Below are 24,063 nucleotides of genomic sequence, written 5' to 3'. Positions count from 1 at the left end.
TAACGCCTGAATCGAGAATCAGCGCAGCCTAGGGTGATTCTCCCCGCTAGCGCAAGGTGCGCTGTCCATGGCGGCCTGACGCAACACCCGAATGCCTGCGCGAATCAGCCAGCAGGCAAGGATGAACGGCGCGGTCAGCGTTGCCAGGCCCAGTGCGGCGAACCCCGGCGTGAGCAATACCGCGAGCAGAATGCCGAGCAGCGGCAGCCAGGGTTGGCGACGTTGCGGGCTGAAGGCGAGGGCGGCGAGTACCGCGTTGTAACCGCTCAAACCCTGCAAGGCATTTGAAGTTTCGCCATGCAGAAGGGCAAATCCGAGGCCGGCAGCGGAGCCCAGCAGCGCCCACACAAAGGCGTGGCGATCGGCGATCAGCAACCCGGTGGCAATCAGCGCGCCGGCCAGGGGATGGCCGAGAAACATGACTTGCCCCAGGCCTTTCAATTCGGCGACGAGCAGGTTGAGGGTGTTCAGTTCGATCAGCGGAACGGGTTGCTGTGGTGCGGCAAAGCCGAGCAATAACCAGCTCAACCCAACGAAGGGTGCGGTGTACGCCGGTAGACATTGATCATCGCGAGCACCTTTGAGCCATTGCTGAGTGAGCATGGCACTCAGGCCGCCGCAGGCGATGATCAGCGGTGGCAACAGTGCTGACCATGGGAAATACAGGCTCAGCAGCAGGCCGAGCAAAATACCGTTGTAACTGAACAGCCCGGCCTGACGATCCGCCTTGGCATACCCGCGACGTTGCGCGGTAAGCAACCCGGCGACACCGCCCAACAGCGCACCGCCGAGCAGAGCGGGCGCGGTGAAAAGAATCGCTAACAGACACAACAGCCCGCACAGCGGATGGCGCTGGAGAAAGATCTGGCTGAAGCCGTTAAGCAGGGCGGTCGCCCAGTCGGGGCAGTGGGTGTTGAAGTGGTTGGCAGGCATGGGTGGGGTCTAGGGCAGAGGAAAATCCAGGGTCTTGCACAAATCTGTGGCGAGGGAGCTTGCTCCCGCTGGGCTGCGGAGCAGCCCTGAAATCAGCAATGCGGTCTTTCTGTTGAAACCGTCATGCCAAAGCGACGACTGCTTCGCAGCCGAGCGGGAGCAAGCTCCCTCGCCACAGGGGTAGTTCTTACCGGAGTAGCTCTTACAGGGGTAGTTCTTTAGAGCAATGTCTCGATGCGCAACGAATTGGTTGACCCCGGCTGTCCAAACGGCACGCCCGCGGTAATCAGCAACGTATCCCCGCGCTGAGCCATCCCCTGTGCCTGGGCGATTTCCAGCGCCGTCGAGCACACTTCATCCACCTGGCGCAGTCGATCGTTGACCACCGAATGCACGCCCCACGCCACCGTCAATCGCCGGGCGGTTTGCAGGTTCGGCGTCAGGTTGAGGATTGGCACCGTCGGCCGTTCCCGCGCCGCCCGCAGGCTCGAGGTGCCGGACTCGCTGTAGTTCACCAGCACCGCCACCGGCAGCACGTTGCTGATGCGGCGGATCGCGCAGCTGATCGCGTCCGACACCGTGGCCTCGGCTTTTGGCCGGCTCACGTCCAGTTGGGTTTGATAGTCCGGGCCGTTTTCCACCTGACGGATGATCTTGCTCATCATCTGCACGGCTTCCAGTGGGTACTCGCCGGACGCGGTTTCCGCCGACAGCATCACCGCGTCCGCGCCTTCGGCCACCGCGTTGGCAACGTCGGTGACTTCGGCACGGGTCGGGGCCGGGGAGAAGCGCATCGACTCCAGCATCTGCGTCGCCACCACCACCGGTTTGCCGAGTTGGCGGCAAGTGCCGATGATATTTTTCTGAATCTGCGGCACGCTCTCGGCCGGCACTTCCACGCCCAGGTCACCGCGGGCGACCATGATCGCATCGCTCAATTCAGCGATTTCCCGCAGCTGAGTCACGGCCGATGGCTTCTCGATCTTGGCCATCAAGAACGCCTTGTCGCCGATCAGCGCACGGGCTTCGCGGATGTCCTCCGGGCGTTGCACGAACGACAGCGCGACCCAGTCCACCCCCAGCTCCAGACCGAAGCTCAAGTCGCGACGGTCCTTGGCGGTCAGCGGGCTCAGGTCGAGCACCGCTTGCGGCACGTTGACGCCTTTGCGGTCCGACAGCTCGCCACCGTTGAGCACCGTGGTGTCGATGGCGTCGGCGTACTTGGTCACCACCCGCAGGCGCAACTTGCCGTCATCCAGCAGCAGGTCCATGCCGGGCTCCAGCGCGGCGATGATTTCCGGGTGGGGCAGGTTGACCCGGCGCTCATCCCCCGGCGTCGCATCCAGATCCAGGCGCAGCGCCTGGCCGCGATATAGCTGCACTTTGCCCTGGGCGAATTTGCCGACCCGCAGTTTCGGGCCTTGCAGGTCCATCAGAATCCCCAGCGGATAATTCAGCTGGCGCTCGACTTCACGAATCCACTGATAGCGCTGCGCATGGTCGGCGTGATCGCCGTGGCTGAAGTTCAGGCGAAAGATATTGACCCCGGCCCGCACCAGTTCACGGATATCGTCGATCCCGTCGGTGGCCGGGCCGAGGGTGGCGAGGATTTTGACCTTCTTGTCAGGCGTCATGTTTAGGGCTCTCGAGAATCAGGATGGCGCGGAAGTCGTTGACGTTGGTGCGGGTCGGCTCGGTGACGATCAGTGCATCGAGCGCCTCGAAATAGCCGTAGCCATTGTTGTTATCCAGTTCATCGCTGGCGCTCAAACCGAGGGCGGCGGCACGGGCATAGCTGTCCGGAGTCATGACGGCGCCGGCGTTGTCTTCGGAGCCGTCGATGCCGTCGGTGTCACCCGCCAGGGCGTAGACGCCGGGCAGGCCTTTGAGGCTGTCGGTCAGGCTCAACAGGAATTCGGCGTTGCGCCCGCCACGGCCATTGCCGCGTACGGTGACGGTGGTTTCGCCGCCGGACAGAATCACGCACGGCGCCGCCAGCGGCTGGCCGTGCTGGACGATCTGCCGCGCAATGCCGGCGTGGACCTTCGCCACTTCCCGGGATTCACCTTCCAGGTCGCCGAGAATCAACGGGCTGAAACCAGCCTGACGGGCTTTCACCGCTGCCGCTTCCAGCGATTGCTGTGGGCGGGCGATCAATTGGAAATGACTGCGGGCCAGGCTCGGATCGCCGGGTTTGACCGTTTCCGACTCGGGGCTTTGCAGCCAGTTGCGCACCGAGGTCGGGACTTCGATGGCATAACGCTTGAGGATCGCCAACGCTTCAGCCGAGGTGCTTGGGTCGGCCACGGTGGGGCCGGAGGCGATGACCGTGGCGAGATCGCCCGGCACATCGGAAATCGCATAGGTGTAAACCGTGGCCGGCCAGCAGGCTTTGCCCAGACGCCCACCCTTGATCGCCGAGAGGTGCTTGCGCACGCAGTTCATCTCGCCGATGGTCGCGCCGGATTTGAGCAGCGCTTTGTTGATCGATTGCTTGTCGGCCAGGGTGATGCCAGCGGCGGGCAAGGCGAGCAGGGCAGAGCCACCGCCCGAGAGCAGGAAGATCACACGGTCGTCTTCGCTCAGGTTGCTGACCAGTTCCAGAACCCGTTTCGCGACGGCCAGACCGGCAGCGTCCGGCACCGGGTGCGCGGCTTCGACCACTTCGATTTTTTCGCACGGGGCGCCGTGGCCGTAGCGGGTCACCACCAGGCCAGACACCTCACCCTGCCAGCAGCGTTCGACCACCTGGGCCATGGCTGCGGCGGCTTTACCGGCGCCGATGACGATCACCCGACCGCTGCGGTCAGTTGGTAAATGGGCTTCAAGGACATGCTGCGGATGGGCCGCGTCGATGGCTGTGGCAAACAGCTCGCGCAGCAATTGTTGCGGATTGACCGACATGGCGGGCTCCCGGAATTCTTGTTATTGGAGGGCGACTCGGTTCCCTGTGGGAGCCCCCTCGCCACAGGCCCGCGCCCACAGGTTTTTGCGCAGGGCGTTACTTACCGCGAATCGAGAAATTCGCCATGTGTTCCAGGCCCTTGATCAGCGCCGAGTGATCCCAGTTACTGCCACCGATCGCCGCGCAGGTGCTGAACACCTGTTGGGTATTGGCGGTGTTCGGCAGGTTGATGTTCAGCTCGCGCGCACCGGCCAGGGCCAGGTTCAGGTCCTTCTGGTGCAGGCTGATGCGGAAACCCGGATCGAAGGTGCCTTTGATCATGCGTTCGCCGTGAACTTCCAGGATCTTCGACGAGGCGAAACCACCCATCAGCGCTTCACGCACCTTCGCTGGGTCGGCACCGTTTTTCGAGGCGAACAACAGCGCTTCGGCCACGGCCTGGATGTTCAGCGCGACGATGATCTGGTTCGCCACTTTCGCGGTTTGCCCATCGCCGTTGCCACCGACCAGGGTAATGTTCTTGCCCATGGCCTGGAACAGCGGCAGGGCGCGTTCGAAGGCATCGGCTTCACCACCGACCATGATGCTCAGGGTCGCAGCCTTGGCGCCGACTTCACCGCCGGAAACCGGGGCGTCGAGGTATTGCGCGCCTTTTTCGTTGATTTTGGCGGCGAAGGTTTTGGTGGCCGTCGGCGAGATCGAGCTCATGTCGATCACGACTTTGCCCTTGCTGACGCCCGCTGCAACGCCGTCGGCGCGGAACAGCACGTCATCGACCTGCGGGGTATCGGGAACCATGACGATGATGAATTCGGCTTCCTGGGCGACTTCTTTCGGGTTCGCCAGCGCGACGGCGCCAGCGGCCACCAGGTCGGCAGGCGCAGGGTCGTGGTGCGCCGACAGGAACAGGCTGTGACCGGCTTTCTGCAGGTTCAACGCCATTGGGTGGCCCATGATGCCGGTGCCGATAAATCCGATTTTAGCCATGAGAAAATCCTCTTGTTTTTGTGTCGCCAAATAATGTGCGCGTAGCGGAGGTAGACCACATTCTGTGGCGAGGGAGCTTGCTCCCGCTGGGTTGCGAAGCGACCCCAAACCAACCGCCGTGGTGTGCCAGATAAAACTTGCTCGCAGGTTTACGACTGCTTCGCAGCCGAACGGGGCGGTGCGGCGTTCCGACAAGCCCCCTCGCCACACGTCAGATCGCGTTATGGGTTTTCAACCAGCCCAGACCCGCTTCAGTCGTGGTCAGCGGCTTGTATTCACAGCCGACCCAACCCTGATAACCGATGCGGTCCAGGTGTTCGAACAGGAAGCGGTAGTTGATTTCACCGGTGCCCGGTTCGTTGCGCCCTGGGTTGTCCGCCAATTGCACGTGGTTGATCTCGTCCAGGTGCGAGGCCATGGTGCGAGCCAGGTCGCCCTCCATGATTTGCATGTGATAGATGTCGTATTGCAGGAACAGGTTGGCGCTGCCGACCTGTTCGCGAATCGACAGGGCTTGCGCCGTGTTGTTCAGGTAGAAGCCCGGAATGTCGCGGGTGTTGATCGCTTCCATCACCAGTTTGATGCCCGCCGCTTGCAGCTTGTCGGCCGCGTACTTGAGGTTGGCGACGAAGGTTTTTTCCACGGTGGCCTCGTCGACGCCTTGTGGACGAATACCGGCCAGGCAGTTGACCTGGGTGTTGCCCAGCACTTGGGCGTAGGCAATGGCCAGATCGACACCGGCGCGGAACTCTTCGACCCGATCCGGCAGGCACGCGATACCGCGTTCGCCCTTGGCCCAGTCACCGGCTGGCAGGTTGAATAGCACCTGGGTCAGACCGTTGGCATCGAGCCTGGCCTTGATTTCGGCAGAGCTGAAGTCATAGGGGAACAGGTATTCGACACCACTGAAGCCGGCCTTGGCGGCAGCGTCGAAACGGGCAAGAAAATCCTGCTCGGTGAACAGCATGGACAGGTTGGCTGCGAAACGCGGCATGGTGATCTCCTGTAAAAATATGTGCCTGTAGCAGCTGCCACGGCCTCGTGCCTCGGCAGCTGCTACAGGTGTCAGGTCATTCTTAATCGAGCAACGAAATCGCCGTTGGCGCATCGTTGCCGACCAGCGCCAGGTCTTCGAATTCGTTGACGGCGTTGATCTCGGTGCCCATGGAAATGTTGGTCACGCGCTCCAGAATGATCTCGACGATCACCGGCACCTTGAACTCCTCGATCATCTCCTGAGCCTTGCGCAGGGCAGGCTGGATCTGACCCGGTTCGAATACCCGCAGCGCCTTGCAACCCAGGCCTTCGGCGACCGCGACGTGGTCGACACCGTAGCCGTTGAGTTCCGGAGCGTTGAGGTTGTCGAAGGACAGCTGCACGCAGTAGTCCATGTCGAAACCGCGCTGCGCCTGACGGATCAGCCCCAGGTACGAGTTGTTCACCACGACGTGGATGTACGGCAGCTTGAACTGCGCGCCCACCGCCAGTTCTTCGATCATGAACTGGAAGTCGTAGTCGCCCGAGAGCGCCACCACCTTGCGGGTCGGATCCGCCTTGACCACACCGAGCGCGGCCGGAATGGTCCAGCCCAACGGGCCGGCCTGGCCGCAGTTGATCCAGTGACGCGGTTTGTAGACGTGCAGGAACTGCGCGCCGGCAATCTGCGACAGACCGATGGTGCTGACGTAGCAGGTGTCCTTGCCGAACACCTGGTTCATCTCTTCGTAAACGCGCTGCGGTTTGACCGGCACGTTGTCGAAGTGAGTCTTGCGCTGCAGGCTGGCTTTGCGTTGCTGGCAATCTTGCAGCCAGGCGCTGCGGTTTTTCAGTTTGCCAGCGGCTTGCCACTCGCGAGCGACTTCGATGAACACGGTCAACGCGGCAGCGGCATCGGACACGATGCCCAGGTCCGGGGTGAACACGCGGCCGATCTGGGTCGGTTCGATGTCGACGTGAATGAATTTGCGGCCTTCGGTGTAAACGTCGACCGAACCGGTGTGACGGTTGGCCCAGCGGTTACCGACGCCCAGCACCACGTCGGACTTCAGCATCGTGGCGTTGCCATAACGGTGCGAGGTTTGCAGTCCGACCATGCCGACCATCAGCGGGTGATCGTCCGGGATGGTGCCCCAGCCCATCAGCGTCGGGATGACCGGAATACCGGTCAGCTCGGCGAACTCCACCAGCAACTCGCTGGCGTCGGCATTGATGATGCCGCCACCGGCCACCAGCAATGGGCGTTCAGCCTGGTCGAGCATGGCCAGGGCTTTTTCCACCTGCACGCGGGTCGCGCTCGGCTTGGCCAATGGCAGCGGCTGGTAGGCGTCGATGTCGAATTCGATTTCGGCCATCTGCACGTCGAACGGCAGGTCGATCAGCACTGGGCCGGGGCGGCCGGAGCGCATCTCATAGAAGGCTTTCTGGAACGCGTAAGGCACCTGGCCCGGCTCCAGAACCGTGGTCGCCCACTTGGTGACCGGCTTGACGATGCTGGTGATGTCGACGGCCTGGAAGTCTTCCTTGTGCATACGGGCCCGCGGTGCTTGCCCGGTGATGCACAGGATCGGGATCGAGTCGGCCGAGGCGCTGTAGAGCCCGGTGACCATGTCGGTACCGGCAGGGCCCGATGTGCCGATGCACACGCCGATGTTGCCGGCCTTGGTGCGGGTGTAACCCTCGGCCATGTGCGAGGCGCCTTCAACGTGGCGAGCGAGGACGTGATCGATGCCACCGACCTTCTGCAAGGCGGAGTACAGCGGGTTGATCGCGGCGCCCGGGATGCCAAAAGCGGTATCGACCCCTTCACGGCGCATCACCAGAACGGCGGCTTCGATTGCTCTCATTTTGCTCATGGTTTTGTGCCTCTTACGTTTTGTAATTGTATACAAGTGGCTTTGCGCAGAGTGTATTCACGGCGGACGGCGCAGGTCAATCCATTTTCTCAAGCGGCTGTTTCATTCGTCGGAAGCCCAAATAACTGTGGCTTTTCGTCGCATGTCGCGCCTTTCGAAAATTATTGTATACAAAAAAATAATTCATTGTGTTCTATTTGTTGCATCGGATTGCGCAACACAAAGCAGTCCAACGGCTTTCCCTATAACAAAATGAGGACGGCACCATGAGCGCTTTAACCTTGAAAGTCGCAGTCAACCTGGCCGATCAGGCCATCACCGCGGGGCGGGCGATCTCTGCCGCGCCATTGACCGTTGCAGTACTGGATGCCGGCGGGCACCTGATTACGCTGCAACGTGAAGACGGCGCCAGTCTGCTACGCCCGCAGATCGCCATCGGCAAGGCCTGGGGCGCGATTGCCCTGGGCAAGGGCTCACGCCTGCTGGCACAGGACGCCCAACAACGCCCGGCCTTCTTCGCCGCGCTGAATAGCCTGGGGCAGGGCAGCGTCGTCCCGGTGCCGGGCGGCGTGTTGGTTCGGGATCAGGACGGGACTGTGTTGGGAGCGGTGGGCATCAGCGGGGATCTGTCAGATGTCGATGAGCAATGTGCAATCCGCGCGATCGAGGGGCAGGGGTTGAAGGCGGATGCGGGGGTGGCTGGTTGATCTTCGGAGCCTGATTTACCGCTTTCGCGAGCTTGCTCGCGAAAGCGTCTTGCGGACGAAAACAGCTTTTTAGCTGCCTGCTTTCTCCGTTGAAATTTCCATCCGGTAAATTCCGGTTTTTTAGAATTTTGTGCGAAACATTTGGCTGTTGCCGAATATTTTCGCAAGAAAATTCATAGGTATCACTCGTATCATTCTCTCGGAACAGGCCGAGAGCTTTACAATGAAAACAACACTGTCGTGGTGGGATATCAGCCCGCCTCTGAGCACCGCTACACCTACCTGGCCGGGTGACACACCTTTTCAGGAAGAGCGCGTCTGGAGCTTCGGACCCGAGTGTCCGGTGAATGTCGGGCGTATCACCCTGTCGCCTCACACGGGGGCCCATGTCGACGCGCCGCTGCATTACAGCGCAGACGGTGCGGCCATCGGCGATGTGTCGCTCGATGTCTATATGGGGCCTTGCCGTGTGCTGCATTGCCTGAACAGCGGCCGGCTGGTGCACCCCGAGCAGCTTGAAGGTCGCTTGCAAGATCTGCCTGAACGGGTGCTGCTGCGCACCTGGCAACAAGCGCCATTGAGCGCCTGGGATCCGGATTTCACCGCCGTCGCCAAAGAAACCATCGACCTGCTGGCGACCCTCGGTGTGCGCTTGATCGGTATCGATACGCCGTCGCTGGACCCTCAGCAATCCAAAACCATGGATTCGCACAATGCCGTGGCCCGACATGGCATGGCCATCCTCGAGGGCATCGTGCTCGATGACGTCCCGGAAGGGGACTATGAACTGATCGCGCTGCCGCTGCGTTTTGCCCATCTGGACGCCAGTCCGGTCAGGGCGATTTTGCGTCCACTGAATAAACCGCAACTTGAGGAGCCGACTCTATGAGCCAATGCCCCTATTCACCTGCAAACCAGACGGAAGAATGGCATAACGCCGAGCTGAATTTTTCCGACTCCATGAGCTACGGCGACTACCTGGATCTGGGGCGCATTCTCAGTGCACAGCATCCGTTATCTCCGGACCATAATGAGATGCTGTTCATCATCCAGCATCAGACGTCAGAGCTGTGGATGAAGTTGATGCTGCACGAGCTCAAAGCCGCTCGTGAACACATTCGACTCGCAGAGTTGCCGCCCGCGTTCAAGATGCTGGCACGGGTCTCGCGGATTTTTGATCAGCTGGTGCATGCCTGGACGGTGCTGGCCACCATGACACCCACCGAGTACCACGCGATACGGCCGTTTCTGGGGCAGTCATCGGGCTTCCAGTCGTTCCAGTACCGCGAGATCGAATTCATTCTGGGCAACAAGAGCGCGACCCTGTTGCGCCCCCATGCGCATCGGCCGGAACTGTTGCAGGCGCTGGAAAAGGCGATCGCCACACCGTCGCTGTATGACGAGGCGATTCGCTTGATGGCCAGCGCAGGCTTGACCATCGACCCACAGCGTTTCGAACGCGATCCGAGCAGTCCGACGGCGCATGATGCGTCGGTCGAAGCCGCCTGGCGCGAGGTCTACACCGACCCATCGCGTTATTGGGATCTCTATCAGCTGGCGGAGAAACTCATCGACCTTGAGGATTCGTTCCGTCAATGGCGTTTCCGGCATGTGACCACGGTCGAGCGGATTATCGGCTTTCAACCAGGGACCGGTGGCACAGAAGGTGTCGGTTATCTGCGCAAGATGCTCGATACCGTGCTGTTCCCGGAGTTGTGGCGAGTGCGCTCAACTCTTTAAATTACCGAGAATGATGTCTGAACGCTTAAACCGAGCGGCAATTGAGTAAATTGACGCATTCAAACCATGCCTGACCATAACAATTAGAAGGTAACCAGATGGCGGATGAAATCTTGAGGCAAGGCGAACTCAAGCGAGGGCTGAAAAATCGTCATATTCAGCTGATCGCATTGGGCGGAGCGATAGGTACCGGGTTGTTTCTCGGCTCTGCCGGAGTACTCAAATCGGCCGGGCCGTCGATGATCCTCGGCTATGCGATTGCCGGCTTCATCGCCTTTCTGATCATGCGCCAGCTGGGCGAGATGATTGTCGAGGAACCGGTGGCCGGCTCCTTCAGTCATTTTGCCCACAAGTATTGGGGCGGCTATGCCGGCTTTCTGTCCGGCTGGAACTACTGGGTGCTGTATGTGCTGGTGGGCATGGCCGAGTTGACGGCTGTCGGCAAGTACGTGCAGTTCTGGTGGCCGGAAGTCCCCTCCTGGGTCAGCGCGGCGGTGTTCTTCGTCCTGGTCAATTTGATCAATATGATGAACGTCAAAGTCTTCGGCGAGATGGAGTTCTGGTTCGCAATCATCAAGGTCGTCGCGATCATTGGCATGATTGTCCTGGGCTGCTACATGCTGTTCAGCGGAACGGGCGGCCCGCAGGCCTCGGTCAGCAATCTTTGGAGTCACGGCGGCTTCTTCCCCAACGGCACCACCGGATTGCTGATGTCCATGGCGTTCATCATGTTCTCCTTCGGCGGTCTGGAGCTGGTCGGCATCACCGCCGCTGAAGCCAGCGAGCCGGGTAAGGTGATTCCCAAGGCGATCAACCAGGTGGTTTATCGCGTGCTGATCTTCTACGTCGGCGCACTCACCGTGTTGCTGTCGCTGTATCCGTGGGATCAACTGCTGCAGACACTGGGCGCTTCGGGCGATGCCTATAGCGGCAGCCCGTTCGTGCAGATTTTCTCCTTGATCGGCAGTGACACCGCAGCGCACATCCTCAATTTCGTGGTGCTCACCGCGGCGCTCTCTGTCTATAACAGTGGCGTCTACTGCAACAGCCGCATGCTCTATGGCCTGGCCGAACAGGGCGACGCACCCAAGGCGCTGATGAAACTGAACAAGCAGGGCGTGCCCCTACTGGCGCTGGGTGTATCTGCGTTGATCACCATGCTGTCCGTGCTGGTTAACTACCTCGCCCCGCATCAAGCGCTTGAGTTGCTCTTTGCACTGGTGGTCGCATCGCTGATGATCAACTGGGCGATGATCAGCCTGACGCACCTGAAATTTCGCAAAATCATGGGCCAGCGAGGTATCGTGCCGGGCTTCAAGGCGTTTTGGTTCCCTTACAGTAATTACCTGTGCCTGGCCTTCATGGCCATGATCGTCTGCGTCATGCTGATGATTCCAGGGATACGCGCTTCAGTCTTCGCGATACCGGTGTGGGTGTTGATCATCTTCGGTTTTTACCGGATGCGTATGGCCAAGGATCGGGCCTTGCCGATAGTTCAATAGCCTTTGCCGTGGGTGCGCCGTGATGAGTAGCAACGCTGATCCGCAGTTTCGCGACATTCGTATCGATCACTATGACCTCGAGGGTGCGAGGAACTGGATGTCTGGTATCTGCGGGCCGCACCGCCTGCAGACTTCGACGCCCGAGCGGATCTGCTTTCATCACAGCGCCAATGTGTTCAAGTCGATGGCCACGACCCTGGGCACGCTCTCATACGGCACCGATGTCACCATCGATATCGAAGACGCCGAGCACTTCAGCAGTTACAGCCTGAGTTTGCCTTTGGTGGGCGAGCAGGAGCTGAGCAAGAACGGCAGTGTGTCGAAATCCAACCGCGACCAAGGGGTGATCATTTCCCCGAACGAGAACCAGATGCTGGCGATCTCCGGCGACTGTCGCAAAGTTCAGGTGGTGATCACCCGCGCCGCCATGAGCGAGTCGCTGGAGGGCATGCTGCAGCGACCGCTGGATACGCCGCTGCGTTTCGAGCCGGTGATGGATGCGGTGGACGGCGCGTCGGCCTCGTGGTGGCGCATGGCGCGTTATTTCATCGCGGAGCTGGAACGCAGCAATGAACTGTACGAACAGGTGGTCTTCACTCGGGACATCGAAAGCTCATTGATCAAAGGCTTGATCCTCGCCCAGCCGAACAACTACTCCGAAGAATTGCGCAACGTGCTCGGGGTGAAACTGCCGCACTACCTGATCAGGGCCAAGCAATACATTCACGACAATGCTCGCGAAGCCTTGCACCTGGAGGACATCGAGGTCGCGGCCGGGGTCTCGCGTTTCAAGCTGTGCGAGGCGTTCAAGAAGTACTTCGCCCTGTCGCCGATGGTCTACCTGAAAAAGTACCGGTTGAACGCTGTGCGCCAGGAAATCCTCGAACACGGCTCGGCGCGCAATATTTCCGCGATTGCCATGGGCTGGGGCTTTACCCATCTCGGACGTTTTTGCGCCGATTACCGCAAGCTGTTCGACGAGTCCCCCAGCATGACCTTGCAGCGTAACGAAGCCCGGCGCATGCGCGGGGGCTGAATATTTGTGGCGAGGGAGCTTGCTCCCGCTGGGCTGCGAAGCAGCCCTAAAGCCTGCGATGGGGTGTCTCTGATAAACCTCGGTTGCAGATTTCAGGACCGCTTCGCGCTCCAGCGGGAGCAAGCTCCCTCGCCACAATTGATCACCTGATAATCGATACCCATTAACTGGCGCTCACTTACGCACCACCAAATCAAGCAACGTCTCCCGCTCCTTGATTTTCTGCAACACGATTTCCGAGCGGATATCAGTCACCCCCGCCGTGCGGTTGAGGTGGTTGACGATGAAGTCGGAGAAGTGTTTGACGTTGCGCGCCTGGACCCGCAGCACATAGTTGCTCGCCCCGGTAATCACGTAGGCGGTGACCACTTCCGGCCACAACTGGACCTTCTTGATGAAGGTCTCGTGCCAGTCCTCGACGTCCTGTCGCAATGACACATGGACGATGGCTTCCAGTTCTACTCCCAGCTTTTCGGCGTTCAGCATCGCGCGATAGCCGGTGATGATTCCTTCACTTTCCAGCAGGCGTAAACGGCGCAAACAGGCCGACGGCGACAGTGCGACCTTCTCTGCCATTTCGTGGTTGCTGATACGGCCGTCCCGTTGCAAGAGGTGCAGGATCCGCAGGTCTGTCGGGTCGAGAGTCATGACTAGAATAAATCCGCGATATTTGGAGTTGGATTCGAATTTTCTTCGAGATAAATACTAGATGGCTGCTTACTTTGCACGAAAATTCTCTAAAGCTTCGTTCATTATTTCCTCACCGTGAAGGCGCAAATACCGCCTGAAACACGACACTCACACCCGACTATCGCGATTTGCCCGGACGGCACTTCTTTCAAAAAGCAGGACACCCAATGACTACAAGAAACGATTGTCTGGCGCTTGATGCGCAGGATGCTCTGGCCCCTCTGCGTCAGCAGTTTGCGCTCCCTGAAGGCGTGATCTATCTCGACGGCAACTCCCTCGGCGCGCGCCCGGTCGCATCGCTGGCGCGTGCTCAGGCAGTGATCGCCGATGAATGGGGCAATGGCCTGATCCGCAGTTGGAACAGCGCCGGCTGGCGCGACCTGCCTGAACGTCTGGGCAATCGACTGGCAGGGCTGATTGGCGCCGGTGACGGCGAAGTAGTGGTGACCGACACCACCTCGATCAACCTGTTCAAGGTGCTCAGCGCCGCCCTGCGCGTGCAGGCCACGCGGGCGCCTACGCGGCGGGTGATCGTCAGCGAGACCAGCAACTTCCCGACTGACCTGTATATCGCCGAAGGTCTGGCGGACATGCTGCAGCAGGGCTACACCCTGCGTCTGGTCGACAGCCCGCAAGAGCTGGCGCAAGCGATTGACCAGGACACCGCGGTGGTCATGCTCACCCACGTCAACTACAAGACCGGCTACATGCACGACATGCAGGCCCTGACCGCGCTGACCCATGAATGTGGCGCGCTGGCCATCTGGGACCTGGCGCATTCCGCCGGGGCGGTGCCGGTCGACCTGCATCAGGCGCGCGCCGACTACGCCATCGGTTGCACCTACAAGTACCTCAATGGCGGTCCGGGCTCGCAAGCTTTCGTCTGGGTTTCCCCTGAGTTGTGCGATCTGGTGGCGCAACCGCTGTCCGGCTGGTTCGGTCATTCGCGGCAGTTCGCCATGGAGTCGCATTACCAGCCGAGCAGCGGAATCGCCCGCTATTTGTGCGGCACCCAGCCCATCACTTCATTGGCGATGATCGAGTGTGGTCTGGATGTCTTCGCCCAGACCGACATGGCCAGCCTGCGCAGCAAGTCCCTGGCGCTGACGGACCTGTTCATCCAGTTGGTCGAGCAGCGCTGCGCCGCTCACGAGCTGACCCTGGTCACTCCACGCGAACACGCCAAGCGTGGCAGCCATGTCAGCTTCGAACATCCCCAGGGTTATGCGGTGATCCAGGCCTTGATCGCCCGTGGCGTGATCGGCGACTACCGCGAGCCGCGGATCATGCGGTTCGGCTTCACCCCGCTGTACACCAGCTTCACCGAGGTCTGGGATGCGGTGCAGATCCTCGGCGAAATACTCGATCAGAAAACCTGGTCGCAAGAGCAATTCCAGATCCGCCACAGCGTCACCTGATACCCCCCGACGCCTTTGTCTTGCTGCCGCGAATTTCCCGGCAGCAGGGCTTCGGTCGCCTCCGATAAGCACTTCTGTGAAAACACAATAATAAGGAACACGCAGAATGAAACTGTCCCTCTGGCCCGCCTTGCCGCTCGCCATTACCAGCTGTCTCGGCCAAGTGGCCTATGCCGCACCCGACAATGGATTCGTTGAAGACAGCAGCCTGACCCTGACCAATCGCAATTTCTATTTTTACCGCAACAACCTCAACAATCCGGGCGGCCAGAACTATCGGGAGGAGTGGGCCCACGGGCTCATGCTCGATTACCGTTCCGGCTATACCCAGGGCACTGTGGGTTTCGGAGTCGACGCCTACGCGCAGTTGGGTCTCAAGCTCGACAGCGGCAGGGGGCGTACCGGCACCGGTTTGTTGCCGGTCGATTCCGATGGACGCGCCGAGGATGAGTATTCCGAAGCGGGTGGCGCGCTCAAGGCGCGGATCTCGAAGACCGAACTCAAATACGGCAACCTGACACCGCTCAACCCGGTGTTCGGCACCGGCTCGGCGCGCCTGTTCACCACCTACGCCAATGGTTTCCAGCTGACCAGCAACGAGTTGAAAGGACTGCAACTCGATGCCGGGCACTTCACCTCAGGCAATGACAGTGCGTCGACCAACGACGATGGCGCTCTCAAGGCGCTGTATGCCGGGGTCGAGACCCGCAGCGTCGATTATCTGGGCGGCAGTTATGCCTTGAGCGATCAATTGAGCGTTAGCCTGTACGGTTCACAGTTCGCTGATATCTGGCGGCAGTACTACGCCAACGCCAACTACAGCTATGCCCTGAGCGAAAACCAGTCGCTGAACCTGGATTTCAACCTCTATCGCACCACCGACTCTGGTCAGAGCCTGGCCGGCAAGATCGACAACACCACCTGGTCGCTGGCCGCCGCTTACAAGGTGGGTGCACACCGCTTGACCCTGGCCTACCAACAGGTCGATGGCGATGAGCCGTTCGATTATCTCGGCTTCGATCAGCAGCCGGGCACCTCGGTATTCCTTGCCAACTCGGTACAGATCCTCGACTTCAACGCGCCCAATGAGCGTTCCTGGCAGCTGCGTTATGACCTGGACATGGCGCCCTTTGGCGTGCCGGGCCTGAGTTTCATGTCGCGCTATGTGAGTGGTGACCATATCGACGACAGCCACTACGACGGCGGCCCCAATGGTGCCTATGGACGTTACGGCAGTGACGGCAAGCGCTGGGAGCGTGACCTTGAAGCGCGCTACGTGGTGCAGGAGGGCAAGGCCAAGGACCTGTCGATACGTGTGCGCCAGGCCAGTATACGTTCCACCGGCCAGGTGGCCCGGGCGGACACCACCGACAACAACGAAGTCCGGGTGATCGTCGAGTATCCGCTGAATATTTTCTGATCCGTGGCTGATCCCCACCGGCAACCCAAACGATTTGCTCTCTTCAAGAAAGACAATATTCAGAGGAAAGAAAAATGACCGATAACGCCGGTTTTGAAAACATCTCCAAGCGTGAGCAGGGCCTACGGCGCCAGCTCACCTCGGGTCAGATGAGCATGATCGCCATTGGCGGCGCGATTGGCACCGGGCTGTTCATGGGCAGTGCCTACGCCATTGGTTATGCCGGGCCGAGCGTGCTGCTCAGCTACGCCATTGGCGCGATCATCACCCTGCTGTTGATGGGCTGCCTGGCGGAGATGACGGTGGCCCATTCGACCTCCGGCTCGTTCGGCGCCTATGCCGAATTCTATGTCAGCCCATTGGCCGGGTTCCTGGTGCGCTATGCCTATTGGGCGGCGATTGTGCTGGCAGTGGGTACGGAAGTGACGGCGGTGGCGATGTACATGAAGTACTGGTTCGCCAACGTGCCGGAATGGATCTGGATTGTTTCGTTCTCGAGCATGCTGATCGTGCTCAACGCCATCAGCGTGAAAACCTTTGGCACCTTCGAGTACTGGTTCTCGACCATCAAGATCGGTGCGATTGTCGGCTTCATCATCCTCGCGGTGTATGTGGTGTTCGGTTCCGGCAACGCGGATTACGGCATGCACAATTACACGGCCCACGGTGGCTTCTTTCCCAATGGTCTGCAAGGCATGTGGATTGCGGTGATCGTCTCGATCTTCAGCTATCTGAGCGTGGAAATGATCGCAGTGGCCGCCGGCGAGGCGCAGGACCCGGAGCGGGCGGTGAAGAAGGCCTTTCGCGCGACCATCGTGCGGCTGGTGGTGTTCTACCTGCTGACCCTGGCCCTGATGCTGGCGATTGTGCCGTGGGTCCAGGCCGGTCAAGCGCAGAGCCCATTCGTCACCGTCATGCAGACCATCGGCATTCCCGGCGCAACCGGCGTGATGAACTTCGTGATCCTGATTGCGGCGTTGTCGGCGATGAACAGTCAGCTCTACATCACCACCCGCATGATGTTCAGCCTGTCCCGCGGCGGTTATGCACCCAAGTCCATGGGGGTGTTGAGCAAGACCGGAATCCCGCTGAATGCCTTGTTGCTGTCGAGTTCCGGCATTGCCCTGGCAACGTTGCTCAATGTGCTGTACCCGGAAAGCTCCTTCACCTTGATGATGGCGATCTCGATGTTCGGCGCGATCTTCACCTGGTTCATGATCTTCCTGACCCACTACTGTTTCCGTCGCTACCACGAGCGCAACGGTGAACGGAAACTGTCCTTCCGCATGCGCCTGTTCCCGTACACCACGCTGTTGGGGCTGCTGCTGATGGGCGCGGTGATGATCACCACCTACTTCACCGATGCCTTCAAAATGACCTTGGTATTCGGTGTGCCTTTCCTGCTGATCCTCACGATTGTCTACTGGATCTTCTTCAGAAAACCCAGGGCAGCCGTGGCGTTGAATCCGCTGCCGAAGGTTTAGAGAGCGCAAACATGCAATGCCGACCGGCAGTTTTCATGGACTGCCGGTCGGCATTGATCCTGGGCCGCTATCAGTCCGGCTCACACCCTTTGAGCACCAACCGGATAATCGTCTGTGCCGCCGCCTCATAATCAGCCTCATCCAGCTTGGCCTTGCCGGTCACTGCAGAAATCTGCCAGTCGAAATCGGCGTAGGTCTGGGTCGCGGCCCAAATACTGAACATCAGGTGATTGGGGTCGATCGGGGCGATCTGGCCGCGGTCGATCCAGGTCTGGATGCAGTCGATGTTGTGCCTGGCCTGGCCGTTGAGCTGCTCGACCAGGTCGGGGCTCAAATGCGGGGCGCCGTGCATGATTTCGCTGGCGAACACCTTGGAGGCGAAGGGCAGGTCGCGGGAGATGCGGATTTTCGAGCGGATGTAGCCACTGAGCACTTCGCTGGGCACGCCGTCGGCGTTGAACGGCGTCGAGGCTTGCAGGATAGGCTCGATGATGCTTTCCAGGACCTCGCGGTAGAGGTTTTCCTTGGATTTGAAGTAGTAGTAGACGTTAGGCTTGGGCAGCCCGGCCTTGGCCGCGATGTCACTGGTTTTGGTCGCAGCGAAGCCCTTGTCGGCAAATTCTTCACTGGCGGCACGCAGGATCAGTTCTTTGTTGCGCTCGCGGATAGTGCTCATAAACCAAGGGGTTCCTTGCCTGTTCTGGCGGTTGCGCATGGTAGCACCGGCCTCGCGCGGCGCTCAAGAATGCCCCGTGTGGCCTCGGGTCGCGTTATGCTGCGCACCATTCATTCAAGAAGGAAACCCGATTCATGGCAGGAAGCAGTTTGCTGGTGCTGATCGACGACATCGCCACCGTACTGGACGATGTAGCGTTGATGACCAAAATGGCCGCGAAGAAGACCGCCGGTGTGCTGGGCGACGATCTGGCGCTCAACGCCCAGCAGGTTTCCGGCGTGCGTGCCGAACGGGAAATCCCGGTGGTATGGGCAGTCGCCAAGGGCTCGTTTCTCAACAAGCTGATCCTGGTGCCGTCGGCATTGGCCATCAGTGCGTTCATTCCGTGGCTGGTCACACCGTTGCTGATGGTCGGTGGCGCTTACCTGTGCTTCGAAGGCTTCGAAAAACTCGCCCACAAATTCCTGCACAGCAAAGCCGAAGATCAGGCTGAACACGCAGAGCTGGTCGAGGCCGTGGCCAATCCGGCAGTCGATCTGGTGGCGTTCGAGAAGGACAAGATCAAAGGGGCGATTCGTACCGATTTCATCCTCTCGGCGGAAATCATCGCCATCACCCTGGGCACGGTGGCTGACGCTTCGCTGACTCAGCAAGTGATCGTGCTTTCGGGCATCGCCATCGTCATGACTATCGGCGTCTATGGCCTGGTTGCCGGCATCGTCAAGCTCGACGACCTTGGCCTGTGGCTGACCCAGAAGCCGGGCCAGATGGCTAAAAGCATCGGCGACGGGATTCTGCGCGCGGCGCCGTACATGATGAAAAGCCTGTCGGTGATCGGCACGGCGGCGATGTTTTTGGTTGGCGGCGGGATTCTGACCCATGGCGTGCCGGTGGTTCATCACTGGATCGAGAGTGTCACCGCAGCGTCTGGTGGGGCCGGGTTTATCGTGCCGACGTTGCTCAATGCAGTGGCCGGGATTGTGGCAGGGGCGGCGGTGCTGATTGGGGTAATGGCTGTCAGCAAGGTTTGGAAGACAGTGAAAGCCTGAAGCCTCGCTCCTACAGTGATTGGTGGTGTTTGATACGCCGCGCATGAAAAAAGGCCATTCGACGCAAATCGAATGGCCTTTTTTATTGCCGATGAAGTTACTCGGCGATCTGCAGCTTGCGCGCCTCGGTATACACGTAACGCACTTTTTCATACTCGAACGGTGTGTTCATCTGCCCGTAGCGGAAGCCGTTCTGATAGCGCTTGTCGATGCCGCGCAGTACCCAGATTTCCGGGTGGTTGGAACTGACTTCGGACACGTTCAGGAAGTTGATCGCCGATTCGCCGGTGTAGTCGACCGCCAGGCCTGCGGTGTCACGCAGGTTCGACGGGCCGAGGATCGGCAGCACCAGGTAGGCGCCGCCCGGTACGCCGTAGAAGCCCAGGGTCTGGCCGAAGTCTTCATTGCGGCGCGGCAGGCCCATGGCGGTGGCCGGATCCCACAGGCCGGCGACACCGATGGTGGTGTTGAGCAGCAGGCGAGCGGTGGTGTCCAGCGAGCGCTGCCCCTTGAATTGCAGCAGGCTGTTCACCAGGTTCGGCACATCGCCGAGGTTGTTGAAGAAGTTGCTGACGCCGGTGCGCAGGAAACTTGGGGTGACGTAGCGATAGCCGTTGACCACGGGCAGGAACACCCATTCGTCGAACCGGTAGTTGAAGTGGTAGACGCGGCGGTTCCACTCTTCCAGCGGGTCATAGACGTTCAGTGCGTTGAGCGATGAGCGTTCGAACTCGCGCTGGTCCAGCCCCGGGTTGAATTTGAGTTTGCTCAGCGGTTCCTTGAAGCCGTCTTTATCGATAACCACTGGGGCGTTGGCTTTGCTGTTGTCGGCATTGGCGACGCCTGCACAGAGTAACGCTGCGATCAGCAGGAGGTATTTAGCCACGGAAAAACTCCAGCATGGCGTCGCTGTTGACGCGATAGTTGAGGTTGCCGCAATGGCCGCCCAATGGATAAACAGTCAAGCGGTCGCCAAAGGTGCGGCGCAGAAAGCCCAGGTCGCCAGGGCCGAGGATCACGTCGTCGGCGTTGTGCATGACGGCGATTTTCGGGCTGTCGTGCAGGTAGTCCTTCAGTGCATACAGGCTGACCTGATCGATCAGTTGCAGCAGGCTGCCACCGTCGGTGCGGGCGCGCCACATCGGGATGACCTGCTCGGTGATGTAGCAATCGAAGTCGCACTGCAGCGCGCGTTTAAGGAACGGCGTGAGGGTGGTGCCTTCGGTGATCGGGAATTTCGGTGGCGTGATCAGGCCGCGACGGTTGATCAGGTCCGAGGTAAAGGCGATGTCCGCCGCCGAGAAACGGAACGAAGTGCCGATCAGCATTGCCATCTGCTCGTTGCTCAGGTGTTGCTTGGACTGCTGGAAGTCGTAGAGCAGGGCATCGTTGAGGTCGATGTAGCCCTTTTGCTGGAAGTAGCGGGTCAGTTTCCCCAGCACCAGCTCATAGAAAGTGGTGGTGTTGTTGATGCCCTTGACCTCGGTCTGTACCAGCTTGTCCAGGTTAGTGACCGAGGTGTAAAGATTGACCGGCGGGTTGAGCAGCAAGACTTTCTTGAAGTTGAAGCTGCGACGGGTTTCATCCAGGTGTGCAACGAAAGCCGCATCCAGGGCGCCGAGGCTATAACCGGTCAGGAAATAATCGGTGACCGGCAGTTTCGGGTTTTGCGCCCGCACGGCCTGCATCACCCGGTACATGTCTTCGGCATCTTCCTTGGTTACGCCCGGGGTGGCGAAGCGCGAGGCGGCGCTCATGAAGTCGAAGCTGGTGGGCGACGACAGCTGCACCACGTGATAGCCGGCCTTGTAATAGAGCTTTTTCAGGTATTCGTTGAGGGTGCTGTCATAGCGTGCACCGGTGCCGGAGATCAGGAAGATCAACGGTGCGGCATGATCCTGCGTGGCGATGCGATAGGTGAGTTTTTTCACCGGCCAGAAGTTGTCCGGCAGATTGAACTCACGCTCCGGGCGCATCGTGACACTGCGGTCTGACTGATTGATGTCTTCATCCAGCGGCAATTCCGGGCGCAAGTCGGGCGGTGTCGTGGCGATGGTCGCCTCGAACGGGTTGGTCAGGGGGTAGCCATAACTGGCGGCGTCAATATCGGCCGCCAGTACGGACGCACTTAAAAGCAAGCCGCCAAACAGGGCGACGAAGCGCAAGGAACGGAGCATGACTAGATCCCTTAGAGGAAGGTGCCAGATGAAGTTCGCAGGCTATGACCATCGGATTTGGGCCAAAGTGCCATGCATTGGCCGCAAACAGGCCTGATTTCGGAGCAACGGTAGCGGGACGATACACTTTGCAGTTATTTCATGAACAGTTAATTGATGTTATTTGCTTACCACGGGCGGGGGATTAAGCTGGCGGCCGATTTCGTTTATTGGAGTGCTTCATGTCCCGCCGTCTACCCGTGATTCTGCTGCTCGTTCTTCTGCCATTGTGGCTGGCCGCCAGTTATGGCGCGCGTTATGGCTTCATGGAGGATGCTCAATGGGTCGGCATCTGCGTTGACGAGGCCAGTCGCTGGGAATGCCAGGTGCGCTCGAACCTGGGCTTGATGATTCACTTCAAGGTGCTGGGCTGGGCGGCAGTGGCGGCAGCCGTGACCGGTTTTGTGCTGTCGGGGCGGGCAGGGTGGTGGTTGGCGGTATTGGCGCTGGTGTTCGGGTTTCCGGCGCTGGCGTTGTACACCACCACGTTGGCGGTGTTTGCGGTGGTGATTGCTGCTTTGCGTCTGGTCCGGGCTTCTCGTAGCGTCTGATAAAAAAGATCGCAGCCTTCGGCAGCTCCTACAGGGAAACGCATATCCCCGTGTAGGAGCTGCCGAAGGCTGCGATCTTTTGATCTTGCTGTGTTGATTACCCTTTGCGAACCCGCAAACTGCGCCACAACGCCGCGACCATCAACACACTCACCAGCGTCCAGCCCCAAGCCTGCTGATTCTGCAGACCTTCACGAAACAGCTGCGGCGCAATGCCGGCGCCGATGATGAAGGTCAGCGCGGCGATTTCCCGACGCGGCACGCTCACCGGCCGGCACAGGTACACCAGCGCCGGCAGGATGAAGGCGACACTCGGGAAGCTGCGATAACGCGGGTCGAACACCAGTTCCAGCATCATCACCGCCGCGGCAAAACCTGTCGCTGCCAGCCACCAGCCGGCTCGACGTTCGAGTGCATTGAAGGCGCGCCCACGCCAACCGGTGCGGGCGCTCAAGGTCAGCGCGGCATGGGCCAGCACCAACAGGTTCAACCCCGTCAGCAACGCTACCCACAACCATTCACTGGCAAAACGGGTGGTGACGCGGGCCAGGTCGCCCCAGGCGCCAATCGAGCAGGCCGCCAGGGCACCGAGCAGTGGCAGCACCAACGCTGCGCGGGTGCTGCGAACTAGACCGCCGAGGATCAGCGTGCCGATGAAGATCAAGCCACCCACCGCCAGCCATTGCGACCAGTACGGCACGTTCGAGACCGGCCCGGCGAGCACGCCCTTGTCCTGGCGATCGGCGTCGAACAGTCCCCAATAACCGCCCACCGCACCTTCGCTGGCGCGTTTCCAGGGCTGGTCGAACGCCTCGATCAGGTTGTAATGCCAGCCTTGCTGCTCGGCCATGATCACAAAGCTGCGAATGAACTTGGCTTCATTGACCCGGCTCGGCAGCGCCGTTTCGCGCTGACGACCTTCGCTCGGCCAACCGGTTTCGCCAATCAACACGTCCTTGGGCGCGAACTTGTTGCCGAACACCTGGCGCACTTCTGCCACATGTTGCAGCGCGGCGTCGATGTTCGACGGATCGTCTTCCCAGTACGGCAATAAATGGATGGTCAGGAAATCCACTGCCGGGGCGACTTCCGGGTGTTTGAGCCAGAACTCCCAGACGTCGGCGTAGGTCACTGGTTGCTTGATCCGGCTTTTGACTTTATTGATCAGCGTTGCCAGTTGCGCGCCGGTGACTTCCTTGCGCAGCAGGGCTTCGTTGCCGACGATGACCGAGGTCACCACATCCGGGTTGGCATTGGCCGAGGCGATCAGCAGGTCGACTTCCTTGGCGGTGTCCACCGGGTTGCTGTTGACCCAGGCGCCGATCATCAGCTTCAAGCCGTGCTTGCGCGCCAGGTCGGGCAGATCCTGGAGGCCGGTCATGGAATAGGTGCGGATGCATTCGAAGCGGGTCGCCAGCAGGGCGAGGTCGGCGTCCATGCGCTCGGGGCGCAGTTTGAACGGCACGTCGAATGGCGATTGGTCCTTGTCGAACGGGGTGTAGGAGGCGCATTGCAGCTTGTGCGTTGCGCTGGCCACGTCCGGCAGGATCACTGGTTTGCCGAGGCCGTACCAGAAGCCGCCGAGGGCAAACAGCCCCAGCAGGCAAGCGAAAAGATAAGCCAAAAAAGGAAAGCGTGATGTCGCGGGCATGTTCAGGCCGTCTGGGAGCAAAGCCGGGCATGTTACCTGCATTTGGCCTACGCTTGGTGGGCTGCTTGGTTTTGACATGCAAAGTTCAGGCGGGATGGCCTGTGCATTTTTAGCGGTCGCGATTAATGGCCTTCTGATGTCGTTTCTCGATGTCTTGAGGTCGCTGGCAGAGCAGGTCACTGTTGGCGTCAGGTTGATGATCGACACGTCAGTACTCCACTGATAATCGAGCGAGTTTGCGGTCGG

21 protein-coding genes are annotated in these 24,063 nt (G+C 60.1%); 10 read left to right on the top strand and 11 right to left on the bottom strand.

The window, feature by feature from the left end; genetic code table 11:
- Positions 1-18: 18 nt before the first annotated feature.
- The 6 genes from LOY36_RS20295 to gcl all read right to left on the bottom strand — a co-directional run bounded on the left by LOY36_RS20295 (position 19) and on the right by gcl (position 7,677).
- On the bottom strand, positions 19-933 hold the full coding sequence (locus LOY36_RS20295) for an urea transporter (protein ID WP_258670499.1): 915 nt from the start codon (positions 931-933) through the stop codon (positions 19-21).
- 218 nt (positions 934-1,151) lie between these two features.
- Entirely contained in the window at positions 1,152-2,567 is a 1,416-nt protein-coding gene (gene pyk / locus LOY36_RS20290; RefSeq protein ID WP_019648133.1) for a pyruvate kinase, read from the bottom strand.
- Positions 2,557-3,837 carry a glycerate kinase gene (locus tag LOY36_RS20285; RefSeq protein WP_258670496.1) on the bottom strand — a complete coding sequence of 427 codons (1,281 nt, stop codon included), beginning with the start codon at positions 3,835-3,837 and terminating at the stop codon, positions 2,557-2,559. The genes pyk and LOY36_RS20285 overlap by 11 nt, the downstream gene beginning before the upstream one ends.
- Before the next feature lie 97 nt (positions 3,838-3,934).
- Complete coding sequence (locus tag LOY36_RS20280; protein WP_258670494.1) at positions 3,935-4,825, bottom strand: 2-hydroxy-3-oxopropionate reductase; 891 nt, start codon at positions 4,823-4,825, stop codon at positions 3,935-3,937.
- Positions 4,826-5,036: 211 nt separating this feature from the next.
- Entirely contained in the window at positions 5,037-5,819 is a 783-nt protein-coding gene (gene hyi, locus LOY36_RS20275) for a hydroxypyruvate isomerase (RefSeq protein WP_258670492.1), read from the bottom strand.
- Positions 5,820-5,901: 82 nt separating this feature from the next.
- Complete coding sequence (gcl, locus tag LOY36_RS20270; RefSeq protein ID WP_018925088.1) at positions 5,902-7,677, bottom strand: glyoxylate carboligase; 1,776 nt, start codon at positions 7,675-7,677, stop codon at positions 5,902-5,904.
- Between the two features lie 266 nt (positions 7,678-7,943).
- On the opposite strand from gcl, the gene LOY36_RS20265 reads away from it, so the two are divergent.
- From LOY36_RS20265 to LOY36_RS20245, 5 genes are all read left to right on the top strand, one after another.
- Positions 7,944-8,384 (top strand): heme-binding protein, encoded by a 441-nt coding sequence (locus LOY36_RS20265; protein WP_007939170.1) that lies wholly within the window; start codon positions 7,944-7,946, stop codon positions 8,382-8,384.
- Positions 8,385-8,607: 223 nt separating this feature from the next.
- The gene (gene kynB / locus LOY36_RS20260) at positions 8,608-9,273 is read left to right on the top strand and encodes an arylformamidase (RefSeq protein ID WP_258670490.1); all 666 of its coding nucleotides are present in this window, start codon (positions 8,608-8,610) and stop codon (positions 9,271-9,273) included.
- Positions 9,270-10,124, top strand: coding sequence for a tryptophan 2,3-dioxygenase (kynA, locus tag LOY36_RS20255; protein ID WP_258670488.1), 855 nt, complete (start codon positions 9,270-9,272; stop codon positions 10,122-10,124). Before kynB ends, kynA begins: the two co-directional genes overlap by 4 nt.
- Positions 10,125-10,222: 98 nt before the next feature.
- Positions 10,223-11,626: an amino acid permease gene (locus LOY36_RS20250; RefSeq protein WP_086945846.1), complete on the top strand. Its 1,404-nt coding sequence runs from the start codon at positions 10,223-10,225 to the stop codon at positions 11,624-11,626.
- Positions 11,627-11,648: 22 nt separating this feature from the next.
- Positions 11,649-12,662: a helix-turn-helix domain-containing protein gene (locus tag LOY36_RS20245; protein ID WP_258670485.1), complete on the top strand. Its 1,014-nt coding sequence runs from the start codon at positions 11,649-11,651 to the stop codon at positions 12,660-12,662.
- Positions 12,663-12,836: 174 nt separating this feature from the next.
- On the opposite strand, the gene LOY36_RS20240 is transcribed toward LOY36_RS20245, so the two are convergent.
- Positions 12,837-13,310: an Lrp/AsnC family transcriptional regulator gene (locus LOY36_RS20240; RefSeq protein ID WP_018925093.1), complete on the bottom strand. Its 474-nt coding sequence runs from the start codon at positions 13,308-13,310 to the stop codon at positions 12,837-12,839.
- Positions 13,311-13,519: 209 nt separating this feature from the next.
- Between LOY36_RS20240 and kynU the strand changes: the two genes are divergently transcribed.
- From kynU to LOY36_RS20225, 3 genes are all read left to right on the top strand, one after another.
- Positions 13,520-14,770, top strand: a complete 1,251-nt coding sequence (gene kynU / locus LOY36_RS20235) for a kynureninase (protein WP_258670482.1) — start codon at positions 13,520-13,522, stop codon at positions 14,768-14,770.
- A 106-nt stretch (positions 14,771-14,876) separates the two neighbouring features.
- Positions 14,877-16,190, top strand: coding sequence for an OprD family porin (locus LOY36_RS20230; protein ID WP_258670479.1), 1,314 nt, complete (start codon positions 14,877-14,879; stop codon positions 16,188-16,190).
- 74 nt (positions 16,191-16,264) lie between these two features.
- Positions 16,265-17,674, top strand: coding sequence for an amino acid permease (locus LOY36_RS20225; RefSeq protein ID WP_258670474.1), 1,410 nt, complete (start codon positions 16,265-16,267; stop codon positions 17,672-17,674).
- Positions 17,675-17,744: 70 nt separating this feature from the next.
- Here LOY36_RS20225 and LOY36_RS20220 read toward each other — a convergent pair whose 3' ends face one another.
- A complete protein-coding gene (locus LOY36_RS20220; protein ID WP_007939160.1) occupies positions 17,745-18,350 on the bottom strand; it encodes a TetR/AcrR family transcriptional regulator in 606 nt (201 codons plus the stop codon).
- Between the two features lie 134 nt (positions 18,351-18,484).
- On the opposite strand from LOY36_RS20220, the gene LOY36_RS20215 reads away from it, so the two are divergent.
- The gene (locus LOY36_RS20215) at positions 18,485-19,399 is read left to right on the top strand and encodes a DUF808 domain-containing protein (RefSeq protein WP_111454379.1); all 915 of its coding nucleotides are present in this window, start codon (positions 18,485-18,487) and stop codon (positions 19,397-19,399) included.
- Positions 19,400-19,496: 97 nt separating this feature from the next.
- Here the strand turns inward: LOY36_RS20215 and LOY36_RS20210 are convergent, their stop codons facing one another.
- Positions 19,497-20,285 (bottom strand): VacJ family lipoprotein, encoded by a 789-nt coding sequence (locus LOY36_RS20210; RefSeq protein WP_018925098.1) that lies wholly within the window; start codon positions 20,283-20,285, stop codon positions 19,497-19,499.
- Entirely contained in the window at positions 20,278-21,576 is a 1,299-nt protein-coding gene (locus tag LOY36_RS20205; protein WP_018925099.1) for a serine protein kinase PrkA, read from the bottom strand. Before LOY36_RS20205 ends, LOY36_RS20210 begins: the two co-directional genes overlap by 8 nt.
- 221 nt (positions 21,577-21,797) lie before the next feature.
- Here LOY36_RS20205 and LOY36_RS20200 point away from each other — a divergent pair, with 221 nt between their 5' ends.
- Complete coding sequence (locus LOY36_RS20200) at positions 21,798-22,166, top strand: hypothetical protein (protein WP_258670468.1); 369 nt, start codon at positions 21,798-21,800, stop codon at positions 22,164-22,166.
- 97 nt (positions 22,167-22,263) lie between these two features.
- Here the strand turns inward: LOY36_RS20200 and LOY36_RS20195 are convergent, their stop codons facing one another.
- Entirely contained in the window at positions 22,264-23,859 is a 1,596-nt protein-coding gene (locus LOY36_RS20195; protein ID WP_258670465.1) for a beta (1-6) glucans synthase, read from the bottom strand.
- Positions 23,860-24,063 lie beyond the last annotated feature (204 nt).

The sequence above is a fragment of the Pseudomonas sp. B21-019 genome (assembly GCF_024749225.1).
In the GTDB taxonomy this organism is placed as follows: Bacteria; Pseudomonadota; Gammaproteobacteria; order Pseudomonadales; family Pseudomonadaceae; genus Aquipseudomonas.
This window is presented reverse-complemented; position numbering and strand designations above follow the sequence as displayed.